Consider the following 19,482-nt stretch of genomic DNA (forward strand, 5'->3'; position numbering starts at 1 on the left):
GGCGGGCGTCCTCGCGGACGTCGTGGAGGGCCGCGCGCGCGGCTCGCGACTCGTGCGCGGCGTGATGATCGAGAGCAACCTCGCGGAGGGGAAGCAGGCCCTCGGCGGGACCCTGCGGCGCGGCGTGAGCGTCACGGACGCCTGCGTGGGCTGGGAGGAGACCGAGCGGATGCTGCTGGACGCGCACGCGAGAATGTCCTGACGAACACGGACGCTGGACGCCCCAGGCCCGAAGGCCCGGACCGCGAAGGAGACGCGCCTCCCTGGAAGGGGCGCGTCTCCTTCGCGGTCGGTCCTCAGGACACGAACAGCGGCAGGTCGGACGGGAGCACCACGCCCGCGCGCTCGGCGCGCTCGCGCAGTGCCCGCACGGCCTCCTCGCCCTCCTCGCCCACGTCGAGGCTGAAGTCGTTGACGTACAGGTCGATGTGGGCCTGCATCACCTCGTCGCTCATCTCCAGCGCGTGACGGCGGATGTAGTCGCGCGGCTCGTCCGGGTGGGCGCGGGCGTACTCCAGGCTGGCGCGCACCGCGTCCTGGAGCGCGAGCTGCGTGCCGCGAGGGAGGTCGCGCCGCACGAGGATCGCGCCGAGCGGGAGGGGCAGGCCCGTCTCCGACTCCCACCACGCGCCGAGGTCCACGAAGCGGCTCAGGCCGTGCTGGTGGTACGTGAAGCGCGACTCGTGGATGATGAGGCCCGCGTCGGCGCGGCCCTCCACGACGGCGGGCATCACCTCGTCGTAGCGCATCCGCACGACCCGCACGTCGGGGTGGCGGGCGCGCAGCAGCAGTTCGGCGGTGGTGAGCGCGCCGGGCGACGCGACGACCTTCCCGGCGAGGTCGTCGACGTCGCCGCGCGTGACGATCAGGGGACCGACGCCGCGTCCGAGCGCGCCGCCGGAGCGCAGCGCGACGTAGCGGTCCTGCACGTCGAAGTACGCGCGCCAGCTGATCTTGGTGATGGGCAGCCTCGCCTCGCGCGCCCAGCCGTTGAGCGTCTCGACGTCCTCCAGCACCTCCCGCACGGGCAGGGGCGACGGCACCCGTCCGAAGGTGAGCGCGTAGAAGATGAACGTGTCGTTCGGGCAGAAGGAGTACCCGAGGTCCAGCGTGGTGGCGGCGGATGTGGTCACGCGGTCAGGCTACGCCCCGGAGGCGGCGCGTTCCGTGACGAGACCGCGAATCTCGCCGGGCGTGAGGGGCTCGGTGAGGAGGCGGCGGAACACGTCGTGGCGGTCCTCGCCCTTCAGGAGGGGCCGCAGCAGGTCCGCGCCCGCCGTGTACGTGAAGGTGTACGAGCGGAAGTTGGGGTGACGCAGGAACTCCAGGCTCTTGCGGGCCTGCGCGTCGCTGCGCAGCCCGTAGTGCCGCAGGTACTCCACGACCTCCTCGTCGGGTCGGCCCGCCTCGTGCAGCAGCAGGGCGGCGTTACCGTTCACGCGCGAGAGCGCCTTCTTGGCCTCCGCCACGTCGAGCAGGGCGAGCGCGGCGTCCGCGTCCACGCCCGCAACGCGCGCGAGCTCCCCGCCGACGAGGTCGCGCAGCTCCGCGTCCGTCATGACCATCTCGCGCGCGACGGTCGCGATGCCCTCGCTCACGACGCACTCGGGCGCGTTGATCAGCAGGATCGTGTGCTCCAGGCGGCCCTCCTCCTCGGCGAGGAGCGCCTCCTTCCAGGCGTGCTCGGTGTGGTGGCCGGGGTAGCCCTCGTGCGTCATGAGGTCCGGGAGGCCGCTGAGCAGCACGGGCAGGTCCGTGTTGACGTCCACGCGCGAGCGGCGGTTCCCGAGCGGCCAGTTGTAGCCGCTCCAGGGTTCGTTCGTGACGAGCCGCACGTCGAAGCCCTCATTGTCGGGCAGTCCGTAGAGCCGCCCGGTGCGGGCGCGCAGCTCGGGCACGATCACGTCGAGGACGGCCTGCAGGCGTTCGGGCTTCACCTCGGCGGCCTCGCGCAGGGGTGTCTCGCGCGCCACGAGGTCGTCGCCGTGGCCGGGCAGCAGGTCCCGCAGGCGCGTGAGGGCCGCGTCGAACTCCGCCTCGTCGCCGCGCACGGGGTCGATGTCGTAGAGGCCGCGCACCTCCTCGGCGTACGGCACCTCCTCGCCCGACAGGAGCCGCACGCTGGTGCGCATGGCGCGGGCCTGCGCCTCCAGGAAGCGGCGGCGCCCCCCGTCGGGGAGCTCGCGAACCTGCGCTTCGAGCTGCGCGACGTCCTCCGCGAGCATGTGGGCCTCGCGGTGCTCGGGAGTGGCCCACTCGGCGGGACCGAAGTACCCGTCGATGTAGCCGTGCGTGTGGGCCTCCAGGAAGTGGGCGATGCGGACGTAGCGTTCGGTGAGGTCCATGGAGGGATCTTACCCCTCCCCAAGGTGAGCTCAGCGCGGCCTGTCCGGACCCCACGCTAGACTTCCTTCCATGACCCTGTTCGATCCGCCCGCGCCGCTCGCGGAACGGCTGAGGCCCCGCACCCTCGACGAGGTCGCCGGTCAGCAGCACCTGCTGGGGCCGGGGCGTCCGCTGCGCCGCATGCTGGAGAGCGGTCGGCTCGGCTCCCTGATCCTGTGGGGCCCGCCGGGGGTGGGCAAGACGACGCTGGCGCGGCTCGTCGCGTCGTACGTGCGGGCGCACTTCATCCAGCTGTCGGCGGTGACGGCGGGCGTGAAGGACGTGCGCGCGGCGGTGGAGGAGGCCGAGCGCCGTCAGGGGCGCGGGGAGCGCACGATCCTCTTCCTCGACGAGATCCACCGCTTCAACAAGGCGCAGCAGGACGCGCTGCTGCCGCACGTGGAGCGCGGCCTGCTGACCCTCATCGGCGCGACGACGGAGAACCCGAGCTTCGAGGTGAACCCGGCGCTGCGGTCGCGGTCGCGGACGCTGGTGCTCGAACCGCTCTCGCGAGAGGACGTGCGGGCGCTCCTCGTGCGGGCCTTGACGGACCCGCGCGGCCTCACGGGCGTGACGGTGACCGAGGAGGCGCTGGACCTGCTCGCGCGGCTCGCGGACGGGGACGCGCGGCGCGCGCTGGGAACGCTGGAGATCGCGACGTCGCTGGAGGCCACGGTCACGCCGGAGGTGGTGACGGAGGCCTTCGGGCGGCACCTGCCGAGCATGGACAAGGGCGGCGAGGACTTCTACAACCTCATCTCGGCGCTGCACAAGAGCGTGCGCGGCTCGCATCCGGACGCGGCGCTGTACTGGCTGGCGCGCATGATCGCGGGCGGCGCGGACGTGATGTACGTGGCGCGGCGGGTGGTGCGCATGGCGGTGGAGGACGTGGGCCTCGCGGACCCGCAGGCGATCCGGCTGTGCGTGGCGGCGCAGCAGACGGCGGAGTTCCTCGGGAGTCCCGAGGGGGACCTCGCGCTCGCGCAGGCGGTGGTGTACCTCGCGCTCGCGCCGAAGTCGAACAGCGTGTACGTGGCGTGGAAGCGGGCGCTGGACCTCGCGGGGGAGGCGCAGCACGCGGTGCCGGTGCACCTGCGCAACGCGCCGACGTCGTTCATGCGCTCGCAGGGCTACGGGCGCGGCTACGCGTACTACTTCGACGATCCGGAGGGGAGCTTCGCGCAGACGTACCTGCCGGACGAGCTGGTGGGGACGTCCCTGTACGAGGCGACGGGGGAGGGCTGGGAGGCGCGCGTGCGGGAGCGGTGGCGCAAACTGCGCGAACTGCACGGCGATGAGAGGGAGTCCTAAGCGATTTTCATACCGGCTCTCGTGGTTCTCACGCAACTCTCAGTGCAGAAGCAGAATTAGACTCATATTTGACTTATTTCACTCACCATGAGTACGTCGTGTGTTCGTACGATTGGAGCGATCGACGCAAACTCGGCGTCCGAAAGGGAGGTGATGAGTGGAGTAAACGAATGCGCGTGAGATGAACCGTTTCATGTGCAGTGCTCTAGCTCATCCCCTCCCTGCTCAATCCCCCCCCCAGACTGCACGGCTCCGTGCGCTGACGACAGCGCGCGTGAGCGAGGCCATCATCGTGTCCCCCGACTCCTGCATGGAGCCGAGCACGACATGATCTCATGGTCGTCCGACGTGAAAGCCGCTCGCGTGGCTTTCGCCAGACCTTCATATCATTATTTCCTTTCCTATCACAGACAGGAGAGACACACCACTATGCAACTTAACCGAACCCGAATGCTCGGCCTGGGCCTCACGTCCGCCCTCATCCTCGCCGCCTGCGGCGGCGCCCCCCAGCCCGCCCCCATCCTGCAGGGCGGCCCCAGCCAGCAGAACCCCAACCCCAGCAACCCGGGCCCCAACCCCGGCACGAATCCCGGCACGCCCGCCCCCGAGGAGTGCGCCACCGTCACCATCGACCTGCAGGGCGTCGCCGCCGCCAACATCACCGTGCTGCAGAACGGCACCGTGTACAAGTCCATGCAGGTCGCCGACAACGACAAGATCAAACTGCCCGCCGGCACCTTCCAGATCCGCGGTGAGGCCCAGAACGGCTTCAGCGCGCCCAACACGCCCGCCAGCGTCACCCTCGACTGCGGCGGCGCCGCCACCGCCACCGCCGTGCTGGCGTACCGCACCGCCACCGCCACGCAGATCGCCGGGATCAGCGCCGACCTCAACAGGAACGGCGACGCCACCGACGACAAGGCCTTCACGGACGAACTCAACGCCGCGTTCGACTACCAGCGCGAGATCAACCCCAACAAGGACGCGCTGCTGCTCGCCTCGCAGACCGAGGAACCCATCAACATCACGATGGTCGCGCGCGACGCGGCCGGCAACCCCGTGCCCGGCGCGGTCGTGACCGTCACCGCCGACAGTGACAGCGTCAGCATCTTCCCCGGTCACGCGGGCGCCGGTGCGAGCGCGGCGAGCGCCTCCGGCGGCGTGCGCGCCATGGCGATGAACAACCAGCCCATCATCGCGGACGGAAACGGCATCGTGCGCTTCCACGTGTACGCGGTCAGCAGCGTGCAGACCGGCGCGCCGCCCGTCCGCTTCGTCGTGAACGCCTCGGGCGGCGCGGGCAGCACCACCAGCAGCAACGCCGAGTTCAAGGTGTTCTTCTACAACATCTCCCACCTCCTGCTCGGCGCGAGCACGAACGGCGGCGCCGAGCAGGTCCTGCCCACCGATCAACGCGTCGGCAAGGTCTTCGGCTCGCCCTTCGACCTCAACTTCTTCAACCCCACGACCGCCCGGCCCGACGTCAACAGCTTCCGCACGCTCGTGCAGCCCAAGCAGCCCACCGGCCCGGCCGTGCCCGTCGGCGGCACCCTCGCTCCCGGCCGCGTCGCCTACGACATCGTCTCCACCGGCGACGGGGACGACGGCAACCTCGAACTCGTCACGAACCCCGACGGCAGTGTCAGCGTCCGGCCCGTCAGCGGCCTGGAGCAGAGCGCGTTCAAGAACGGCCCGCTCGACGTGCGCGTCCGCGCCCGCTACTACGCCCAGGTCACCTTCGGACCCAGCACGTACGAGTTCCTGCTCAAGAGCTACGAGTTCGACGTGGACTACTCCACCCCCATCCTGGAGGTCGACAAGACCGGCCCGCAGGTCATCACGTGGTCCGGCTACGGCATCGACCGCAACGGCGACGGCGACTTCGACGACGTGGGCGATCAGGACCCCTGGGACCCGAACGACGTCACCGCCCCGCAGGAACTCGTGTCCGGCATGAAGGTCGGGCGGCAGTACACCTACGACGTCGTCGTCCGCAACACCGGCGCCACCACGGCGAAGAACGTCACCGCGCGTGACGTGCTGCCCGCCGAGCTCGGCTTCGTCAGCGCCACCGTCGTGGGCCGTCAGGGCGCCCGCGCCGAGTACGACGACCTCACGCACGCCATCGAGGTCAACAACATCGGCGACCTCGCGCAGAACCAAAGCGTCACGGTCCGCCTCACCGTCTACCCGCGTCACAAGCCCGGCTACGCCTGGAACGACAACAACCGCGACGGGAACACCGACGTGGCGCGCGGCGACGTGGGCGGCACCGGCTACTGGGGCGAGCGTCCGCCCGTCTTCAACGAGACCGCCACGGGCGCCTTCGTCGGCAACACCGAGTACGCCGACCCGTACATGGTCAAGAACTTCGCGAAGGCGAACGCCACCAACGGCGCCGAGGCGCGCGACACCCTGGAGATCAACGTCGTCCGCCCGATGATGCAGCTCGACAAGACCGCACTCGACTCCAGCATCCTCACGAACAACACCGCCACGTACGCGATCAGCGTCCGCAACATCGACCGCGCCACCTCCGAGGAGGCCAATCCCATCGTGCGGGCGGGCTACGCGGACCTCAAGAGCCGCTACCCCAACCAGTACGCGGCGGAAGGCACGTTCTTCTACCCGGTCGTGGTGGACGCCTTCGGCAGCGGACTCGCCAACCCGAGCTTCTACAGCATGACCGCCACGGGCGCCCGCAGCGAACTCGACCGCATCCGCTTCGACCGCGGCACCTTCGGCATCCGCCTGCCCGACATCGCCCTCGGCGAGACCCGCACCTTCTACGCGGACCTGCGCGCCGAGACCGTCGGCAACGGAGGACCCGAGCGGCGCAACTGCGTCTACCTGTACGGCTGGAACCTCAACCAGCCCGGTCAGGTCCTCACCGGACCCGTCATCTCCGCGCTGCCCGGCCGCCCCGGCCCGTTCCCGGCGCTCGCCCCGCAGTACGAGACCTTCGATCCCGAGACGGGCGAGTCCATCCCGCAGGCCCCCGCCACGTCGCCCGTGTTCGACGGCCGCAACTACCTCGCCGACTGCGAGGATATCAACATCTTCCGTGAGGACATCTCCTTCGACAGCAAGCTCTACGACAGCGAGGCCAGCAACGGCAACGACGCGGTCGTCACGCCCTTCCAGCAGATCGCGGAGGAACTCTTCAACAACCGCCTCACCGACACCTTCCGCGTCGGCGACAACTTCGAGTACAACTTCCGTCAGCTCAACGAGGGCACCTCGGCCGCGCGTGACGTCGTGATCACCCTGAAGCTGCCGTCCATGGCGAGCATCGCCACGCTGCGCGACTGGCAGCTCGTGTTCGGCCACAACGTCCTCGGCACCGCCGGCGTCTCCATCTTCAGCACCGTCAACTACGAGGACGTCATCGCGGGCGGCAGCAGCGTGAACCTCGGCGGCGGCAAGACCGCCAGCATCACCCGCTCGGCGGACGGCCACACCATCACCATCAAGGTCAACCAGATGGACTCGGGCGACTTCGTGCTCGGCAACATCGTCATGAACGCCGTCACGACCGGCAGCGGCAAGCTCAGCATGGGCCTCTCGTACTACACCGTGAACCCCGGCAGCACCACCACCGCCACCGAGGAGGAACTGACGCGCGTCGTCCCGCGCGACTGATCCCCCGTTCCGTTCGGCGTAAGGAAGGAGCGCCCCGCGAGAGCGGGGCGCTCCTTCCTTGCAAGGATCAAGGGAACGCGGTCGCGCGGCGTGCGCTCCACGCGGTAAAGATGGGGGCACGGCCACGCGCCGCGCACTCACGCTCATCCCACGACCCATGCACGAAGGAGCTCCCATGACCAGCGAACTCGCCGGACAGCCCGCGCCCGCCCGCCTCCTGACGAACATCCCCCGCCTCATGAGCGACTACTACGCCCTGCGTCCCGACCCGCAGAATCCGCTGCAGCGCGTCTCCTTCGGCACGAGCGGACATCGCGGCACCAGCTCGCGCGGCACCTTCAACGACGCGCACATCGCCGCCGTCTCGCAGGCCGTCGCGGAGCACCGCGCCCGCGCGGGCATCACCGGACCCCTGTTCCTCGGGATGGACACGCACGCCCTCAGCGAGGCCGCCTGGGTGACCGCCCTGGAGGTCCTCGTCGCGAACGGCGTGCAGGTCCGCTACCAGACGGGGCGAGATTACACGCCCACGCCGCTCGTGTCGCACGCGATCCTGACCCATAACGCCGCGAGCGCCGAGAAGGCCGACGGCATCGTCATCACGCCCAGCCACAACCCCCCGCAGGACGGCGGCTTCAAGTACAACCCGCCGAGCGGCGGGCCTGCCGACACGGACGTCACGGGGGCCGTGCAGGCCCGCGCGAACGAACTGCTCGCCGACCCCTCCGGCATCCGGCGCGTGGACCTCGCGGACGCCCTGGGGAGCGCGCACGCCCGGGAGCACGACTTCGTCGGGCCGTACGTGGACGACCTCGCCAGCGTCGTCGACCTGGACGTGATCCGCGCGTCGGGCCTGCGGATCGGCGCGGACCCCATGGGCGGCAGCAGCCTGCCCGTCTGGGAGGCCGTCCGCGACCGACTCGGCCTGAACCTCACCGTCGTGAACGAACGGATCGACCCCACGTTCTCCTTCATGACGGTGGATCACGACGGCAAGATCCGCATGGACTGCTCCAGCCCCTACGCGATGGCGCCCCTGCTGAGACTGCGCGGCGACTTCGACGTCGCGTTCGGCAACGACCCCGACGCGGACCGTCACGGCATCGTCACCAAGGACGGCCTGATGAACCCCAACCACTACCTCGCCGTGTGCATCGACTACCTCTTCCGGAACCGCGAGGGCTGGAACGACGCGATGGGCGTCGGCAAGACGCTCGTGTCGAGCGCCATCATCGACCGGGTCGGCGCGGGTCTCGGGCGGCGCGTCGTGGAGGTGCCGGTGGGCTTCAAGTACTTCGTACCGGGTTTATCCGCGGGTACCCTCGGCTTCGGCGGGGAGGAGAGCGCGGGCGCGTCCTTCCTGCGCCGTGACGGCGGCGCGTGGAGCACCGACAAGGACGGCATCATCCTCGGGCTCCTCGCCGCCGAGATCACCGCCCGCACGGGCCGCTCCCCGGGCGAGCACTACCGCGACCTGGAGGCCCGCTACGGCGCGAGCGCCTACAGCCGTCAGGACGCGCCCGCCACGCCCGCGCAGAAGAAGGCTCTCGCGAACCTCTCGCCCGATCAGGTCGCGGCGACCGAGCTCGCCGGGGAACCCATCACGGCCCGCCTCACCCGCGCGCCCGGCAACGACGAGCCCATCGGCGGCCTCAAGGTCACCACGGAGAACGCCTGGTTCGCGGCGCGTCCGAGCGGCACGGAGGACGTCTACAAGATCTACGCGGAGAGCTTTCGTGGCCCCGAGCACCTCGCGCGCGTCATGGAGGAGGCGCGCGAGGTGGTGGGCGCGGCCTTCGGGGCGGCGGGCCTGTAGGGAGCGGTCAGCGGTCCGCCGGGTCATGGCCGTTCGCTGAAGCGCCCCTCCGTCCCGCCTGCGGTACCATCCTTGGGAGATTTCGGAGGACCCATTCATGCCCATCAAATTCGGAACGGACGGCTGGCGGGACATCATCGCCGAGGACTTCACGTACGCGAACGTCGCGCGGGTCGCGGCGGCCCACGCGCGCGTGCTGCGCCGGGCGGGCGGCGAGCGCGTCGTCATCGGGTACGACACGCGCTTCCAGGGACCGGCCTTCGCGCGCGTCGCGGCGGACGTCATGGCCGCGCACGGCCTGCACGTGCTGCTCTCGAAGGCCTACCTGCCGACGCCCGCGCTGTCCTTCGCCGTGAAGCACTTCTCGGCGGCGGGCGGCGTGATGATCACCGCGTCGCACAACCCGCCCGAGTACAGCGGCTACAAGCTCAAGGGCGCGTACGGCGGGAGCGCCACGCCCGCCATGGTCGCGGAGGTGGAGGCCGCCCTCGCGGACGAGGAGGAGCTCGCGGGCACGCCCGGCACCATCGAGACCTTCGACGTGCGCGCCGCGTACTACGCCGCGCTCGACGCCGTCCTCGACCTCGACACCCTGCGCGGCTACCGGGGCGTCATGTACCACGACGCGATGGGCGGCGCGGGCGGCGGCTGGATCGAGGGCTACGTGAAGAAGGCGAAGCTCCCCGTGGAACTGCGCCCCCTGCACGGCGTGCCGCACCCGCAGTTCTACGGCGTGAACCCCGAACCGATCCCCCAGAACCTCGGGAGTCTCACGAACGTCCTCGCCGCCGAGGACGGCCTCGTGTTCGGCAGCGTCACCGACGGCGACGCCGACCGCGTCGGGGCCGTCACGGCGGGCGGGCGGTACTTCAACAGCCACAAGATCTTCGCGGTGCTCATCCGCCACCTCTTCGATCGCGGCCTGCGCGGACGCGTCGTGAAGACCGTGTCGGGCTCCGGCATCATCGAGCGGCTCGCGGCGCACCTCGGGCTCGACGTCACCGAGACGCCCGTCGGCTTCAAGTACATCACCGACGCCTTCCTGGAGGGCGACGCGAACCCGGAGCTCGCCGTGATGATCGGCGGCGAGGAGTCCGGCGGGCTCGCCGTGCGCGGTCACGTGCCCGAACGCGACGGCATCCTCAACAGCCTGCTGCTGCTCGAGGCGGTGGCGCGCTCGGGCCGCGGCCTCGACGAGCTCTTCGCGGACATCGAGGGCCTCACCGGCTTCCGGCACGTCTACGACCGCAACGACCTGCACCTGCCCGCGCACTACGACAAGGCCGCCCTCATGGCGGCGGCGCCCGCGTGGACGGACGTGGCGGGCGTGAGGGTCACGGGCGCCGTCACGCGCGACGGCGTGAAGCTGCTGCTCGGCAACGGCGGCTTCGCGATGCTGCGCGCCAGCGGCACGGAACCCGTCGTGCGCGTCTACGTGGAGGGCCCCGACGAGGACAGCGTCCGCGCCGTTCTCACCGACGCGACGAACCGGGTGACGGCGGGCGCCTAGGCGATATCATGCCCCACATGACCCAACGCAAGTACTTCGGCACCGACGGGGTCCGCTCGGTCGCCGGCGAGTTCCCCCTCACGGCCTCGTGGGTGATGCGGCTCGGCTGCGCCACCGCGGAGGTGCTGCGCCGCTCGCACGCGCGGCCCACCGTCGTGATCGGCAAGGACACCCGCCAGAGCGGCGACATGCTCGAGGCCGCCCTCGCGGCGGGCCTCACGTCGCGCGGCGTGGACGTCGTGCACCTCGGCGTGCTGCCCACGCCCGGCGTCAGCTACCTCACGCGTTACCTCCGCGCCGACCTCGGCGTGGTGATCAGCGCATCGCACAATCCGTACGAGGACAACGGCATCAAGTTCTTCGGCGCGCACGGCGGGAAGCTCAGCGACGAGCTCGAACTCGAGATCGAGGCGGCCATCGACCCCGCCGCCGACCTGCCGCCCGTGCGTGGCGTGGACCTCGGCGGCGTCACGAACTACACCGAGGCGGAACGCCTGTACGTGCAGCACCTCCTCGCGAGCGCGCCCGACCTGACGGGTCTGCGCGTCGCGATGGACTGCGCGAACGGCGCCGCGTACCGCGTCGCGCCGAAGGTCTTCCAGGGGGCGGGCGCGGACGTCTTCGCGGTATACACCACGCCCGACGGGCGCAACATCAACCGCGACTGCGGCAGCACGCACCTCGGCACGCTGTCGCGCATCGTCCGCGACGGGAACTTCGACCTCGGCGTGGCCTTCGACGGGGACGCGGACCGCGCGCTCTTCGTCGACTCGCGCGGCCATCCCGTGCACGGCGACCACATCCTGCTCCTCACGGCCCGCGCGCGCGGCGAGTCGGCGGTCGTCACGACGATCATGGCGAACATGGCGCTGGAGGTGAAGCTGGCCGAGGCGGGCGTGCGTCTGGAACGCACGCAGGTCGGTGATCGGTACGTCCACGAGCGCCTCACGAACGAGTCGCTGCACCTCGGCGGCGAGCAGAGCGGCCACATCCTCTTCCTCGACCTGAGCCCCACCGGGGACGGCGTGCTGACCGCCCTGCAGACCCTCGCGGCGGCCCGCAGGGTCGGCGTGACCCTCGATCAGCTGCACGACGAGCTCGTGATGTTCCCGCAGACGCTCGTGAACGTCCGCGTGAACGACAAGCACGCGGTGTCGCGCGATCCCGAGGTGGCGGCGGCCGTCGCCGTCGCCGAGGCGCGACTCGCGGGTCGTGGCCGCGTGAACCTGCGTCCGAGCGGCACGGAGTCCCTCGTGCGCGTCATGGTGGAAGGCCCCGACGAGACCGAGATCCACGAGGTGGCGCGCTCCATCGCCGACGTCATCGCGGCCCGCGCGGGCAGAGCGACCGCATGAAGCCCGCGCAGATCGAATCCCAGCTGCAGCGGGTGCTCTCGAACGCCATCTCGGAGCTGCGCGACCCGCGCGTGCCGCTCATCGTGACGGTGGAGCGCGTGTCCGTCACGTCGGACTACGGCATCGCCCGCGTGTACCTCAGCACCCTCGGCGAGATGGGTCCACTCATGGCGGCGCTGGAGCACGCCAAGGGCCACCTGCAGCGCGAGGTGGCGCGTCAGGTGAAGCTGCGCCGCACGCCCGTGCTGGAATTCTTCGACGCGGGTACCTCGCGCCTGTGACGGTCACGTCCAGCACGACCGTGCGGGTCCGCTACGCCGAGACGGACCAGATGGGCGTCGCGCATCACGCGAACTACCCCGTCTGGTTCGAGCTGGGCCGCAGCGACCTCATGCGCGCCCTCGGCGTGAGCTACACGGAGGTGGAGGCGCGCGGCTACTACCTCATGCTGTCCGGCCTGCACGTGCAGTACCGCCGCGCCGCCCGCTACGACGAGGAACTCACGCTGGAGACGACGGTGGGGGAGGTCAGGAATCGCCGCCTCGTGTTCTCCTACGTCCTGCGGCGCGGCGACGAACTGCTCGCGACCGGCACGACCGAGCACGTGCCCACCGACAAGTCGTACCGCGTGGCGCGCATCCCGGAGGACATCCTGGAGAAGCTGCGGGGAGCGTAGCTTTTGTACGCGTGTCGGTCGCCTCGCCCTTTAGGGTGGAGGTGGCCGACTTCTTGTATGGTGACGATCGGTATTCTGTTCGTTCGGTATTTGATCGTGTGACTATTGAGGGGTTGTCCATAACAATTATCATATGGAGAAGTTTTAAAACGTCGAATGAAAATAATAGGAATTTGCTCTCGGATTGTTACTTTGAGGCATTCAATATTTAGATGCACAAATGGACCATCGACGAGGCGACGAGGACACCCCAGCCTATCTACGATCCGGAGGCGGCCACGGCGTATCTCACGATGAGCGCTCGGCTCGCGGATAATCCCGAGGGGTTCGGGGATGACGAGGAGGACCCCGACGACGATGAGTAGATAGAGAAGAGGCGAAGCAGTTTCTGCTTCGCCTCCTTCCTGTTGAGGGCTCAGTTGCTGTTCTCGCCCCAGGCGCTGTCGATGATGGCCCTGACGTCGGTGGCGTTGCCGCCGTTGATCTCGCGGACTTCCTGCTCCAGCAGCTTGAGGGCGCGGCGGTAGGCCTGACGGTCGAGGTCGGGCAGGCCGCGCTGGGCGTTCCAGCGGCGCAGTTCGGACGCGAGGGTGGCGAGCAGGTAGGGGTCGCCGCTCACGAGGATCTCGGTGACGCGGCGGTGCCGCGCGGCCCACTGGCGGGGGAGGTTCATGTGGCCGTCGCGCAGGCGTGAGAGCAGTTCGGGCATGTCGGCGCCCGTGAGGGCGGGACGCAGGCCGACGCCGGTGGGGGCGTCCACGGGGACGAACGCGCGGGAGGTGCTGTTGGGGAACTCCACCTGGTAGTACGCGAGCATGTCGTCGGCGACGCGGCGCTTGCTGATGCCGCAGACCACGCCGACACCGTACGGGGGAAGCACGACGCGGTCGCCCGGGTTGTACGCGTATTTCTTCATCATCCTCTGCCACCCCTTGTCATGGAACTGGACCCTGCGGCGAAATCGGTGCCGCGTGAGGTGGGCAACCCACGAAAAACGGCTCAGCAATGCTGAGCCGCGTGGATTACCCGTACTGGATGTTGAACTGCGAATCGTCTTCCCGAACCGGAGCACTGTCATTCAGCGTTCGTTCAGGAATCACCGCTCAAGTCTAGCATCTCACTCGGACCTTGCCAACCTCGTCGTAAACTGAGGATTCTGTGTCTGCAATGAGCTGCAATGAGAAGGGGAGCCCGGGCGGGCTCCCCCTCGACGACACGAGGATCAGGACTTCTGCGGGTTGAACGACGGCGGGTCGCTCGCGGGGAAGGACTCCTCGGAGGCCTCGTCGACCATCTCCTCCTTGAAGGCGTCGGGGTCCTTGTTCAGCCAGCGCTTCGTGAGGTCGTCGCCGGAACCGGAAAGATGCACGTGACGCGGATCGACGGTGTTGATGAGGCTGACGGGGGCCCAGACGTGGTCGCCGTTCTCGAGCTGAACCTCGAGGTAGTTGTCGTCGGCGTCGACGACCTGCCCGATGACCTCGTTGAGTCCGTTCTTGACCGGCATCTGAGCGCGGATGTCGCGAATGTCCATGGGTGGCTCCTCCTCTGGGGTCAGTCTAGTCGGCGTCGTCGCCGGGCGCCCTTCTCGCTTCTTTCACGTTGCCGTCGGGGTCCGGCAGGCGCCCCGCGCGCCTCGCGGCGTCCGTGAGGAGGTACTCGATCTGCCCGTTCACGGACCGCAGCTCGTCGGCGGCCCAGCGTTCCAGGGCGGCGTACAGGTCCGGGCTGACCCGCAGGGCAAACGCCTTCTTCGTGCGGCTCAAGGATTCACGCTCCCCTCCGGCGCTGCCCGTCCGGGCACGTCAGTACAGGCTCCCCGCGTTCACGACGGGCTGCGTGCCGCGTTCCGACGTGAGGACCACCAGCAGGTTCGACACCATCTGCGCCTTGCGTTCCTCGTCGAGCTGCACGATGTTCTGCTCCCCGATCATCTTGAGCGCCTCCTCGACCATCCCGACCGCCCCGGCGACGATGGTGGCGCGCGCCGCGACGATCGCGGCGGCCTGCTGGCGCTGCAGCATCGCCCCGGCGATCTCGGGCGCGTACGCGAGGTGCGACAGGCGGGCCTCCAGGACCTCCACGCCCGCGTGCTGGAGCCGCGACGCGAGCTCCGAGCCGAGCGTCTCGGCGACCTCGTCGGCGTTGCCGCGCAGCGACAGCTCCCCGGCGCGGTGGTCGTCGTAGGGGAAGCGGCTCGCGAGGTGCCGCAGCGCCGTCTCGGACTGGATCGCGACGAAGTTCGCGTAGTCCTCCACGTCGAAGGAGGCGCGGGCGGTGTCCACGACGCGCCACACGATCACGGCGGCGATCTCGATGGGGTTGCCGCTGAGGTCGTTGACCTTGAGGCGTTCGCTGTTGAAGTTGCGGATGCGCAGCGAGATCGCCTTGCGGACCGTGAGGGGGTTCGTCCAGAACCAGCCGTTGCGGCGCTCCGTGCCGACGTAGCGCCCGAAGAGGGTGATGACGGCCGCCTTGTTGGGCTGGACGATGAAGAAGCCCGCCATGACGAACACGGCCACGACGATCGTCAGGATGCCCGGGACGCCGTTGTCGGTGTTCAGCAGGACCACCGCGAGGGCCGCGAGGAGGAGGACGGCCACGAACATCACGGGGCCGGGCAGGGAGAAGGCGCGTTGCTCTTTCATGGGTGTGCCTCCAGTGCGGCGATACCGCGCCGCTACCAATATGATATCACATGTGCCTGAAGCACAAAAGGGACGGCCCCGGTCCGGTGGGACCGAGGGCCGTCAGGTCAGGCTACCTGCACTGATAGAGGCCGCCCAGCCAGGTCCTCGACCCGTCCGGGTGGATCACTTTCCCACCGACCACGCCGGTCGTGCCCGGAGGGACCTTGCCGACGGCGGTCGCCCTGAAACGGGCCCGGTATCCCGCCCCCCTCTGATTGAGGGCGTCGGCAGACACGCCGTTCAGGGTGCGGTAGGTCACGCGGCCCCTGGGCTCGTTCGCCGTCCGTCGGTCCAGGATGACGTTCGTCCCGAACGTCGTCGTCCTGGGGAGAAGTCCGTTCTGACAGTACGTGTTGCCGCTGACGTTTCTCACACGGTCCTCTGCGTGGACGGTATTCGCATCGGAGAGTAGAACTGACACCAGAACTGTCAGACAAGGGAGAAAGTACTTTTTCATCGTCAAACCCTCTTATTTACCTGGAGATTTGGTGATGCCGTGTCTTCGGCGGTTGCCGAACCGGCGACCGTCACCGGGAACCGCCGGGAGCGGGGTGGCAGGGCGCGTCCCCGAGGAAGGCCCGGTGCCCACGCTGTCCCTCCACGACTCCCGACACGTAGGCCCGATTCCCGGGTTGGGGTGCCCCAGGTGCCACGCCGTGCCCACTCAGCGTGTTGCTGTCGGGCGAGATGACGACCACGCCGGTGGAACCCGTCGCGGGAACGAAGACGGCGCCCATCCCATGCTTGATCGGACGTTGGGTTCTGGGAACCGAATTGTCGAATCTGATGTGGGTATTGCCCCCCTGCGTGACGCAGGTGGGCGAGATCGGTAGAGGCGCCAGGTTCGGCATGGGCGGCGTGGTGACCGGAATTCTGTGCTGCGCCGATACGGGGAACATGGAGGCCATGACGAGGGCACCTGAGAACAGAGTGGACGTCAAACGTCGTGAAATGATGATCATCGCATTTCAATTCGAAAGGTCATCTCCGGCATACGTCCGGAGCTCCATCCATTCTCGTGGACGCTTCCCGGGCTTCCGGGAAAAGACACACCCGCCCGGAACGAGGACGGCCCCCTTCCGGGGGGACGGGGGCCGTTGATGTCGTGGAAGGAAGATGACTTCCCAGAATTAGAATCGGCGGCAGTCGGTCTGGCCGTAGTAGTCAACGACGGTGTCGTCCTCCAGGGTGACGGTGCCCCCGACGGAGGCGGTACCGGACCCTTGCAGTCCGGAAATCGTCACCGTACGGTCAAGGTTGATGGCACGTACACCCAGGGCTGGCTGAGCCGGCACCGTTTTCCCCAGGACGGTCGCGGAACCCGAACCGGTCACGACCTTCGACGTCAGGCTCTTGTTGGCCTTGACGTGGAATTTCGTGATGTCGGTGATGGCGTTCTGGGTGATCGTGCACCTCAGATCAGCCGATATATCGGTCGTTACCTTTCCTCTGAGCGCTGGCGTCTTGGGCGACAACGGCGGCAGCACGACCGGTACCTTCTTGGATCTGGCGACCACGGGATTGGCGGCACTCCATACCACGACCGCACTCATGACAAGCGAAACCAATGTCTTCATAACAACGATTGAAATCAACATCTCCGGCAGGACACCGGAGCTTCCTCCATCCTCGGGCAGCGCGGGCGCGTACGTGTAGACAAGCGCACGAGGGCCGCCAACGAGGACGGCCCCGGTCCGGGAGGACCGAGGGCCGCGGTTGGAGAGGCTGCAGCTACATGGGACGGCAGATGAACCGGGTCTTAGCCCGGACTGACCCCCTGTTGATGAAGAAATACCCGCTACCTTCGCCGACCGTGTTTGCCGGGGTGACGGCAGGAAGAACGCTGTCTATCCTGATGTCGCGCTGCAGGTGAGGTTGCTGCGCGGTGCTCTGTCCCGCCCAGGGTACGGTGAACTTCATCTCGCCTCCTGTGACGGGGACAGGATTGCCACCTCTGATTCTGATCATCGTCGTGCCGACGAGTGATGAAATCTGACAGGTGGTCTGGAAGCTCAGGTCCCATTCGTCCCTCGCTCCGCCTGGCGGCCCCTGGGGAACCGGTAACCTTGGAACGGGCAGCGGGCCAGTGGGCGGCAGAGGTGGAGTCTTAGGGTAGCCAGGAGGAACTTGGCCCGATCCTTGCCCCGGGTAGGGATACCCTGGCGGGAGCGGGATCTCCAGCCGCTGCTGGGCGCCCGCGGGGGCGAGGGCGATCAGGAGGCATGTGGCGATGGCGAGGACTGCCAGCGCCACCCGGCGTTTATTCGAATACTTCATGTCGATTTCTAGAGAATGCGGGCCGAGGCCCATGGACGTCTTCAGTGTGCCCATCCGCGGGCCGCGCACGTCGAGAAACCGCACATCCCACCCGGCGCGCGAAGGCGTGGTGGTCGTGTGTGAGCCGGGCCATGACGACGTGGAAACGGCCCGGGCACCGGGAAGGGTGCACGGGCCGCAGGCGGGTGTTCCGGGGCGGTTCTGGCTATGTATTGGTTAGATGCTACAACTACCTCTGCCGCTTATTGTTCCAATAACGCCGTCTTCATATCCGACAGCGCCACCTTCTACTTCAAAAGTAAAAAAATTAATCTGTTTGGGTAGCGGTATATGCACCAATATATATAACCTCTTTGTGGGTTTTCCAGGCGTCTGTTCCCCGTAAGCCGCGGGGAAGGTGGGAACCTTTAATGTGGCTCCTGCCTTCAGGAACCTCACTAGTGTGGTCGCCTGAATGGCAACGTTTGCGCCACCTTTTGCTCTTTTGCAAGTAAAAGTTGCTGGAACGTCTCTCGCGGCTAAGACGCAAGGACTCCACAGGACTCCAAACATAATCGAAGATAATCCTACAAACTTTGCGATTTCCATTATGTCTTACTGCTCCAAATAAAAAGTTTACCGAAACCAGTATAATAGGATGGAGTGGATATGGGAGACAAATTCTCACACCTCCCGCGCCACCCACCCCAGCACCGCGTCCAGCGTGAGCGCGAGGAGCGCCGCCAGGATCGCGCCCTCCAGCACGAGGGCCGTGTTCTGCTGCGACAGCCCGTTGATGATGGGCGCGCCCAGCCCGCCCGCGCCGAGCGCCGCGCCCACGGTGGCGGTGCCCACGTTGAACACCGTGGACGTCCGGAGGCCCGCCAGCCACACGGGCAGCGCGAGCGGCACCTCCACCCGCCACAGGCGCTGCGCGTCCGTCATGCCCATGCCCGTCGCGGCGTCCAGCGAGGCGGCGTCCACGCCGCGCAGGCCCGCCACGCCGTTCGACACGACCGGCACGAGCCCGTACGCGACGAGGCCCAGCAGCGTGGGTGCCACGCCGAAGCCCACGAGCGGCACGGCCAGCGCGAGGATCGCGAGGGTCGGGACGGTCTGCCCGAGCCCCACGAGCGCCTCCGTGAGCCCCAGGAACGCGCGGCTTCCGCGCCGCGTCACGAACAGCGTGAGCGGCACGCCCACCGCGAGCACCACGAGTTCCGCGAGCAGCACCAGCCCGAGGTGATCCAGCGTGAGGCGCCACAGCGGCACGTCCGTGTCCAGCGAACGCCCCCCGGCGAGCCCCGCGAGGAGGCGCGGCAGCACGCCCGGCCACGCCGCCACGACGAGCAGCGCGCCCCACAGGAGGGCGGGCAGGCCCCTCCTCACAGCGGACCTCTCACGTCTGCCCGAGGTCCGCGAGGCGGATGCGGCCCACCACGCGCCCCGCGTCCGTCACGGCGAGCGTGTCGCGGCCCGCGCGCAGCATCAGCGCGAGCGCCGCGCGGGCGCTCGCGTCGGCGCTCACGTCCGGACCGTCCAGCGGCGTGCGGTCGTGCATGAGGTCCCGGACGGTGCGGCCCGACAGGCGGCGGATGCGCGCGTCCTCCCCGAAGAAGCGCTCCACGAAAGGCGTGGCGGGCGAGAGGACCAGCTCGTCGGGCGTGCCGAACTGCTCCAGCCGTCCCGCATTCATCAGCGCGACGTGATCCGCGAGCCTGAGCGCCTCGTCGATGTCGTGCGTGACCATCACGACGGTCTTGCCGAGGCGGCGCTGCAGCGCGCGGAACTCGTCCTGCAGCCGCTCGCGCGCGAGGGGATCGAGCGCCCCGAAGGGCTCG

At 68.6% G+C, this 19,482-nt stretch carries 19 protein-coding genes and 1 pseudogene; 9 read left to right on the forward strand and 11 right to left on the reverse strand.

What is annotated here, in order from left to right; translation table 11 throughout:
- A pseudogene (locus tag DEIPI_RS40370) lies at positions 1–202 on the forward strand (3-deoxy-7-phosphoheptulonate synthase); the annotation flags it as partial.
- Positions 203–296: 94 nt separating this feature from the next.
- Here DEIPI_RS40370 and DEIPI_RS0118855 read toward each other — a convergent pair.
- Together DEIPI_RS0118855 and DEIPI_RS0118860 are read right to left on the reverse strand one after the other, a co-directional pair.
- On the reverse strand, positions 297–1,133 hold the full coding sequence (locus DEIPI_RS0118855; RefSeq protein WP_027482791.1) for a menaquinone biosynthesis family protein: 837 nt from the start codon (positions 1,131–1,133) through the stop codon (positions 297–299).
- A gap of 9 nt (positions 1,134–1,142) precedes the next feature.
- A complete protein-coding gene (locus DEIPI_RS0118860) occupies positions 1,143–2,345 on the reverse strand; it encodes a hypothetical protein (RefSeq protein ID WP_027482792.1) in 1,203 nt (400 codons plus the stop codon).
- Between the two features lie 70 nt (positions 2,346–2,415).
- Here DEIPI_RS0118860 and DEIPI_RS0118865 point away from each other — a divergent pair, with 70 nt between their 5' ends.
- The 8 genes from DEIPI_RS0118865 (at position 2,416) to DEIPI_RS38135 (ending at position 13,060) form a co-directional block, all read left to right on the forward strand.
- Positions 2,416–3,696 carry a replication-associated recombination protein A gene (locus DEIPI_RS0118865; protein WP_045234709.1) on the forward strand — a complete coding sequence of 427 codons (1,281 nt, stop codon included), beginning with the start codon at positions 2,416–2,418 and terminating at the stop codon, positions 3,694–3,696.
- 429 nt (positions 3,697–4,125) lie between these two features.
- Entirely contained in the window at positions 4,126–7,338 is a 3,213-nt protein-coding gene (locus tag DEIPI_RS0118875) for a DUF11 domain-containing protein (protein WP_157463798.1), read from the forward strand.
- A gap of 175 nt (positions 7,339–7,513) precedes the next feature.
- Positions 7,514–9,154, forward strand: coding sequence for a phosphoglucomutase (alpha-D-glucose-1,6-bisphosphate-dependent) (pgm, locus tag DEIPI_RS0118880; protein ID WP_027482795.1), 1,641 nt, complete (start codon positions 7,514–7,516; stop codon positions 9,152–9,154).
- A gap of 97 nt (positions 9,155–9,251) precedes the next feature.
- Positions 9,252–10,664 (forward strand): phosphohexomutase domain-containing protein, encoded by a 1,413-nt coding sequence (locus DEIPI_RS0118885; RefSeq protein WP_027482796.1) that lies wholly within the window; start codon positions 9,252–9,254, stop codon positions 10,662–10,664.
- Positions 10,665–10,681: 17 nt separating this feature from the next.
- On the forward strand, positions 10,682–12,019 hold the full coding sequence (gene glmM, locus DEIPI_RS0118890) for a phosphoglucosamine mutase (protein ID WP_027482797.1): 1,338 nt from the start codon (positions 10,682–10,684) through the stop codon (positions 12,017–12,019).
- The gene (gene rbfA / locus DEIPI_RS0118895; protein WP_027482798.1) at positions 12,016–12,300 is read left to right on the forward strand and encodes a 30S ribosome-binding factor RbfA; all 285 of its coding nucleotides are present in this window, start codon (positions 12,016–12,018) and stop codon (positions 12,298–12,300) included. Before glmM ends, rbfA begins: the two co-directional genes overlap by 4 nt.
- Positions 12,297–12,695 carry an acyl-CoA thioesterase gene (locus DEIPI_RS0118900; protein WP_027482799.1) on the forward strand — a complete coding sequence of 133 codons (399 nt, stop codon included), beginning with the start codon at positions 12,297–12,299 and terminating at the stop codon, positions 12,693–12,695. The genes rbfA and DEIPI_RS0118900 overlap by 4 nt, the downstream gene beginning before the upstream one ends.
- Before the next feature lie 212 nt (positions 12,696–12,907).
- A complete protein-coding gene (locus DEIPI_RS38135; protein ID WP_157463799.1) occupies positions 12,908–13,060 on the forward strand; it encodes a hypothetical protein in 153 nt (50 codons plus the stop codon).
- A gap of 50 nt (positions 13,061–13,110) precedes the next feature.
- On the opposite strand, the gene DEIPI_RS0118910 is transcribed toward DEIPI_RS38135, so the two are convergent.
- The 9 genes from DEIPI_RS0118910 to DEIPI_RS32650 form a co-directional block, all read right to left on the reverse strand.
- Positions 13,111–13,614 carry a CarD family transcriptional regulator gene (locus DEIPI_RS0118910; RefSeq protein ID WP_425387880.1) on the reverse strand — a complete coding sequence of 168 codons (504 nt, stop codon included), beginning with the start codon at positions 13,612–13,614 and terminating at the stop codon, positions 13,111–13,113.
- A gap of 303 nt (positions 13,615–13,917) precedes the next feature.
- On the reverse strand, positions 13,918–14,229 hold the full coding sequence (locus tag DEIPI_RS0118915) for a hypothetical protein (protein WP_027482801.1): 312 nt from the start codon (positions 14,227–14,229) through the stop codon (positions 13,918–13,920).
- Between the two features lie 25 nt (positions 14,230–14,254).
- The gene (locus DEIPI_RS0118920; protein WP_027482802.1) at positions 14,255–14,461 is read right to left on the reverse strand and encodes a type II toxin-antitoxin system antitoxin; all 207 of its coding nucleotides are present in this window, start codon (positions 14,459–14,461) and stop codon (positions 14,255–14,257) included.
- A gap of 39 nt (positions 14,462–14,500) precedes the next feature.
- Entirely contained in the window at positions 14,501–15,343 is an 843-nt protein-coding gene (locus tag DEIPI_RS0118925; protein ID WP_027482803.1) for an SPFH domain-containing protein, read from the reverse strand.
- A gap of 112 nt (positions 15,344–15,455) precedes the next feature.
- On the reverse strand, positions 15,456–15,842 hold the full coding sequence (locus tag DEIPI_RS0118930) for a hypothetical protein (RefSeq protein ID WP_157463800.1): 387 nt from the start codon (positions 15,840–15,842) through the stop codon (positions 15,456–15,458).
- Positions 15,843–16,515: 673 nt separating this feature from the next.
- A complete protein-coding gene (locus tag DEIPI_RS0118935; protein ID WP_027482805.1) occupies positions 16,516–16,983 on the reverse strand; it encodes a hypothetical protein in 468 nt (155 codons plus the stop codon).
- A 133-nt stretch (positions 16,984–17,116) separates the two neighbouring features.
- Positions 17,117–17,305, reverse strand: coding sequence for a hypothetical protein (locus tag DEIPI_RS0118940; RefSeq protein ID WP_027482806.1), 189 nt, complete (start codon positions 17,303–17,305; stop codon positions 17,117–17,119).
- Positions 17,306–18,325: 1,020 nt separating this feature from the next.
- Complete coding sequence (locus DEIPI_RS0118945) at positions 18,326–19,030, reverse strand: ABC transporter permease (protein WP_027482807.1); 705 nt, start codon at positions 19,028–19,030, stop codon at positions 18,326–18,328.
- A 10-nt stretch (positions 19,031–19,040) separates the two neighbouring features.
- Positions 19,041–19,482: amino acid ABC transporter ATP-binding protein (locus DEIPI_RS32650; protein WP_045234711.1), on the reverse strand; the 442-nt coding region annotated here is incomplete at its 5' end.

The organism is Deinococcus pimensis DSM 21231 (genome assembly GCF_000519345.1).
Taxonomy (GTDB): Bacteria; Deinococcota; Deinococci; order Deinococcales; family Deinococcaceae; genus Deinococcus_A; species Deinococcus_A pimensis.

What these genes read in the sequence shown, in the direction of transcription:
- DEIPI_RS0118940 (WP_027482806.1), bottom strand. Translation starts at nt 17,305, where the DNA reads ATGAAGTTCACCGTACCCTGGGCGGGACAGAGCACCGCGCAGCAACCT.
- DEIPI_RS0118935 (WP_027482805.1), bottom strand. Translation starts at nt 16,983, where the DNA reads ATGTTGATTTCAATCGTTGTTATGAAGACATTGGTTTCGCTTGTCATG.
- DEIPI_RS0118925 (WP_027482803.1), bottom strand. Translation starts at nt 15,343, where the DNA reads ATGAAAGAGCAACGCGCCTTCTCCCTGCCCGGCCCCGTGATGTTCGTG.
- DEIPI_RS0118915 (WP_027482801.1), bottom strand. Translation starts at nt 14,229, where the DNA reads ATGGACATTCGCGACATCCGCGCTCAGATGCCGGTCAAGAACGGACTC.
- pgm (WP_027482795.1), top strand. Translation starts at nt 7,514, where the DNA reads ATGACCAGCGAACTCGCCGGACAGCCCGCGCCCGCCCGCCTCCTGACG.
- DEIPI_RS0118885 (WP_027482796.1), top strand. Translation starts at nt 9,252, where the DNA reads ATGCCCATCAAATTCGGAACGGACGGCTGGCGGGACATCATCGCCGAG.
- DEIPI_RS0118865 (WP_045234709.1), top strand. Translation starts at nt 2,416, where the DNA reads ATGACCCTGTTCGATCCGCCCGCGCCGCTCGCGGAACGGCTGAGGCCC.
- rbfA (WP_027482798.1), top strand. Translation starts at nt 12,016, where the DNA reads ATGAAGCCCGCGCAGATCGAATCCCAGCTGCAGCGGGTGCTCTCGAAC.
- DEIPI_RS0118875 (WP_157463798.1), top strand. Translation starts at nt 4,126, where the DNA reads ATGCAACTTAACCGAACCCGAATGCTCGGCCTGGGCCTCACGTCCGCC.
- DEIPI_RS0118860 (WP_027482792.1), bottom strand. Translation starts at nt 2,345, where the DNA reads ATGGACCTCACCGAACGCTACGTCCGCATCGCCCACTTCCTGGAGGCC.
- DEIPI_RS0118910 (WP_425387880.1), bottom strand. Translation starts at nt 13,614, where the DNA reads ATGATGAAGAAATACGCGTACAACCCGGGCGACCGCGTCGTGCTTCCC.
- DEIPI_RS0118930 (WP_157463800.1), bottom strand. Translation starts at nt 15,842, where the DNA reads ATGAAAAAGTACTTTCTCCCTTGTCTGACAGTTCTGGTGTCAGTTCTA.
- DEIPI_RS38135 (WP_157463799.1), top strand. Translation starts at nt 12,908, where the DNA reads ATGCACAAATGGACCATCGACGAGGCGACGAGGACACCCCAGCCTATC.
- glmM (WP_027482797.1), top strand. Translation starts at nt 10,682, where the DNA reads ATGACCCAACGCAAGTACTTCGGCACCGACGGGGTCCGCTCGGTCGCC.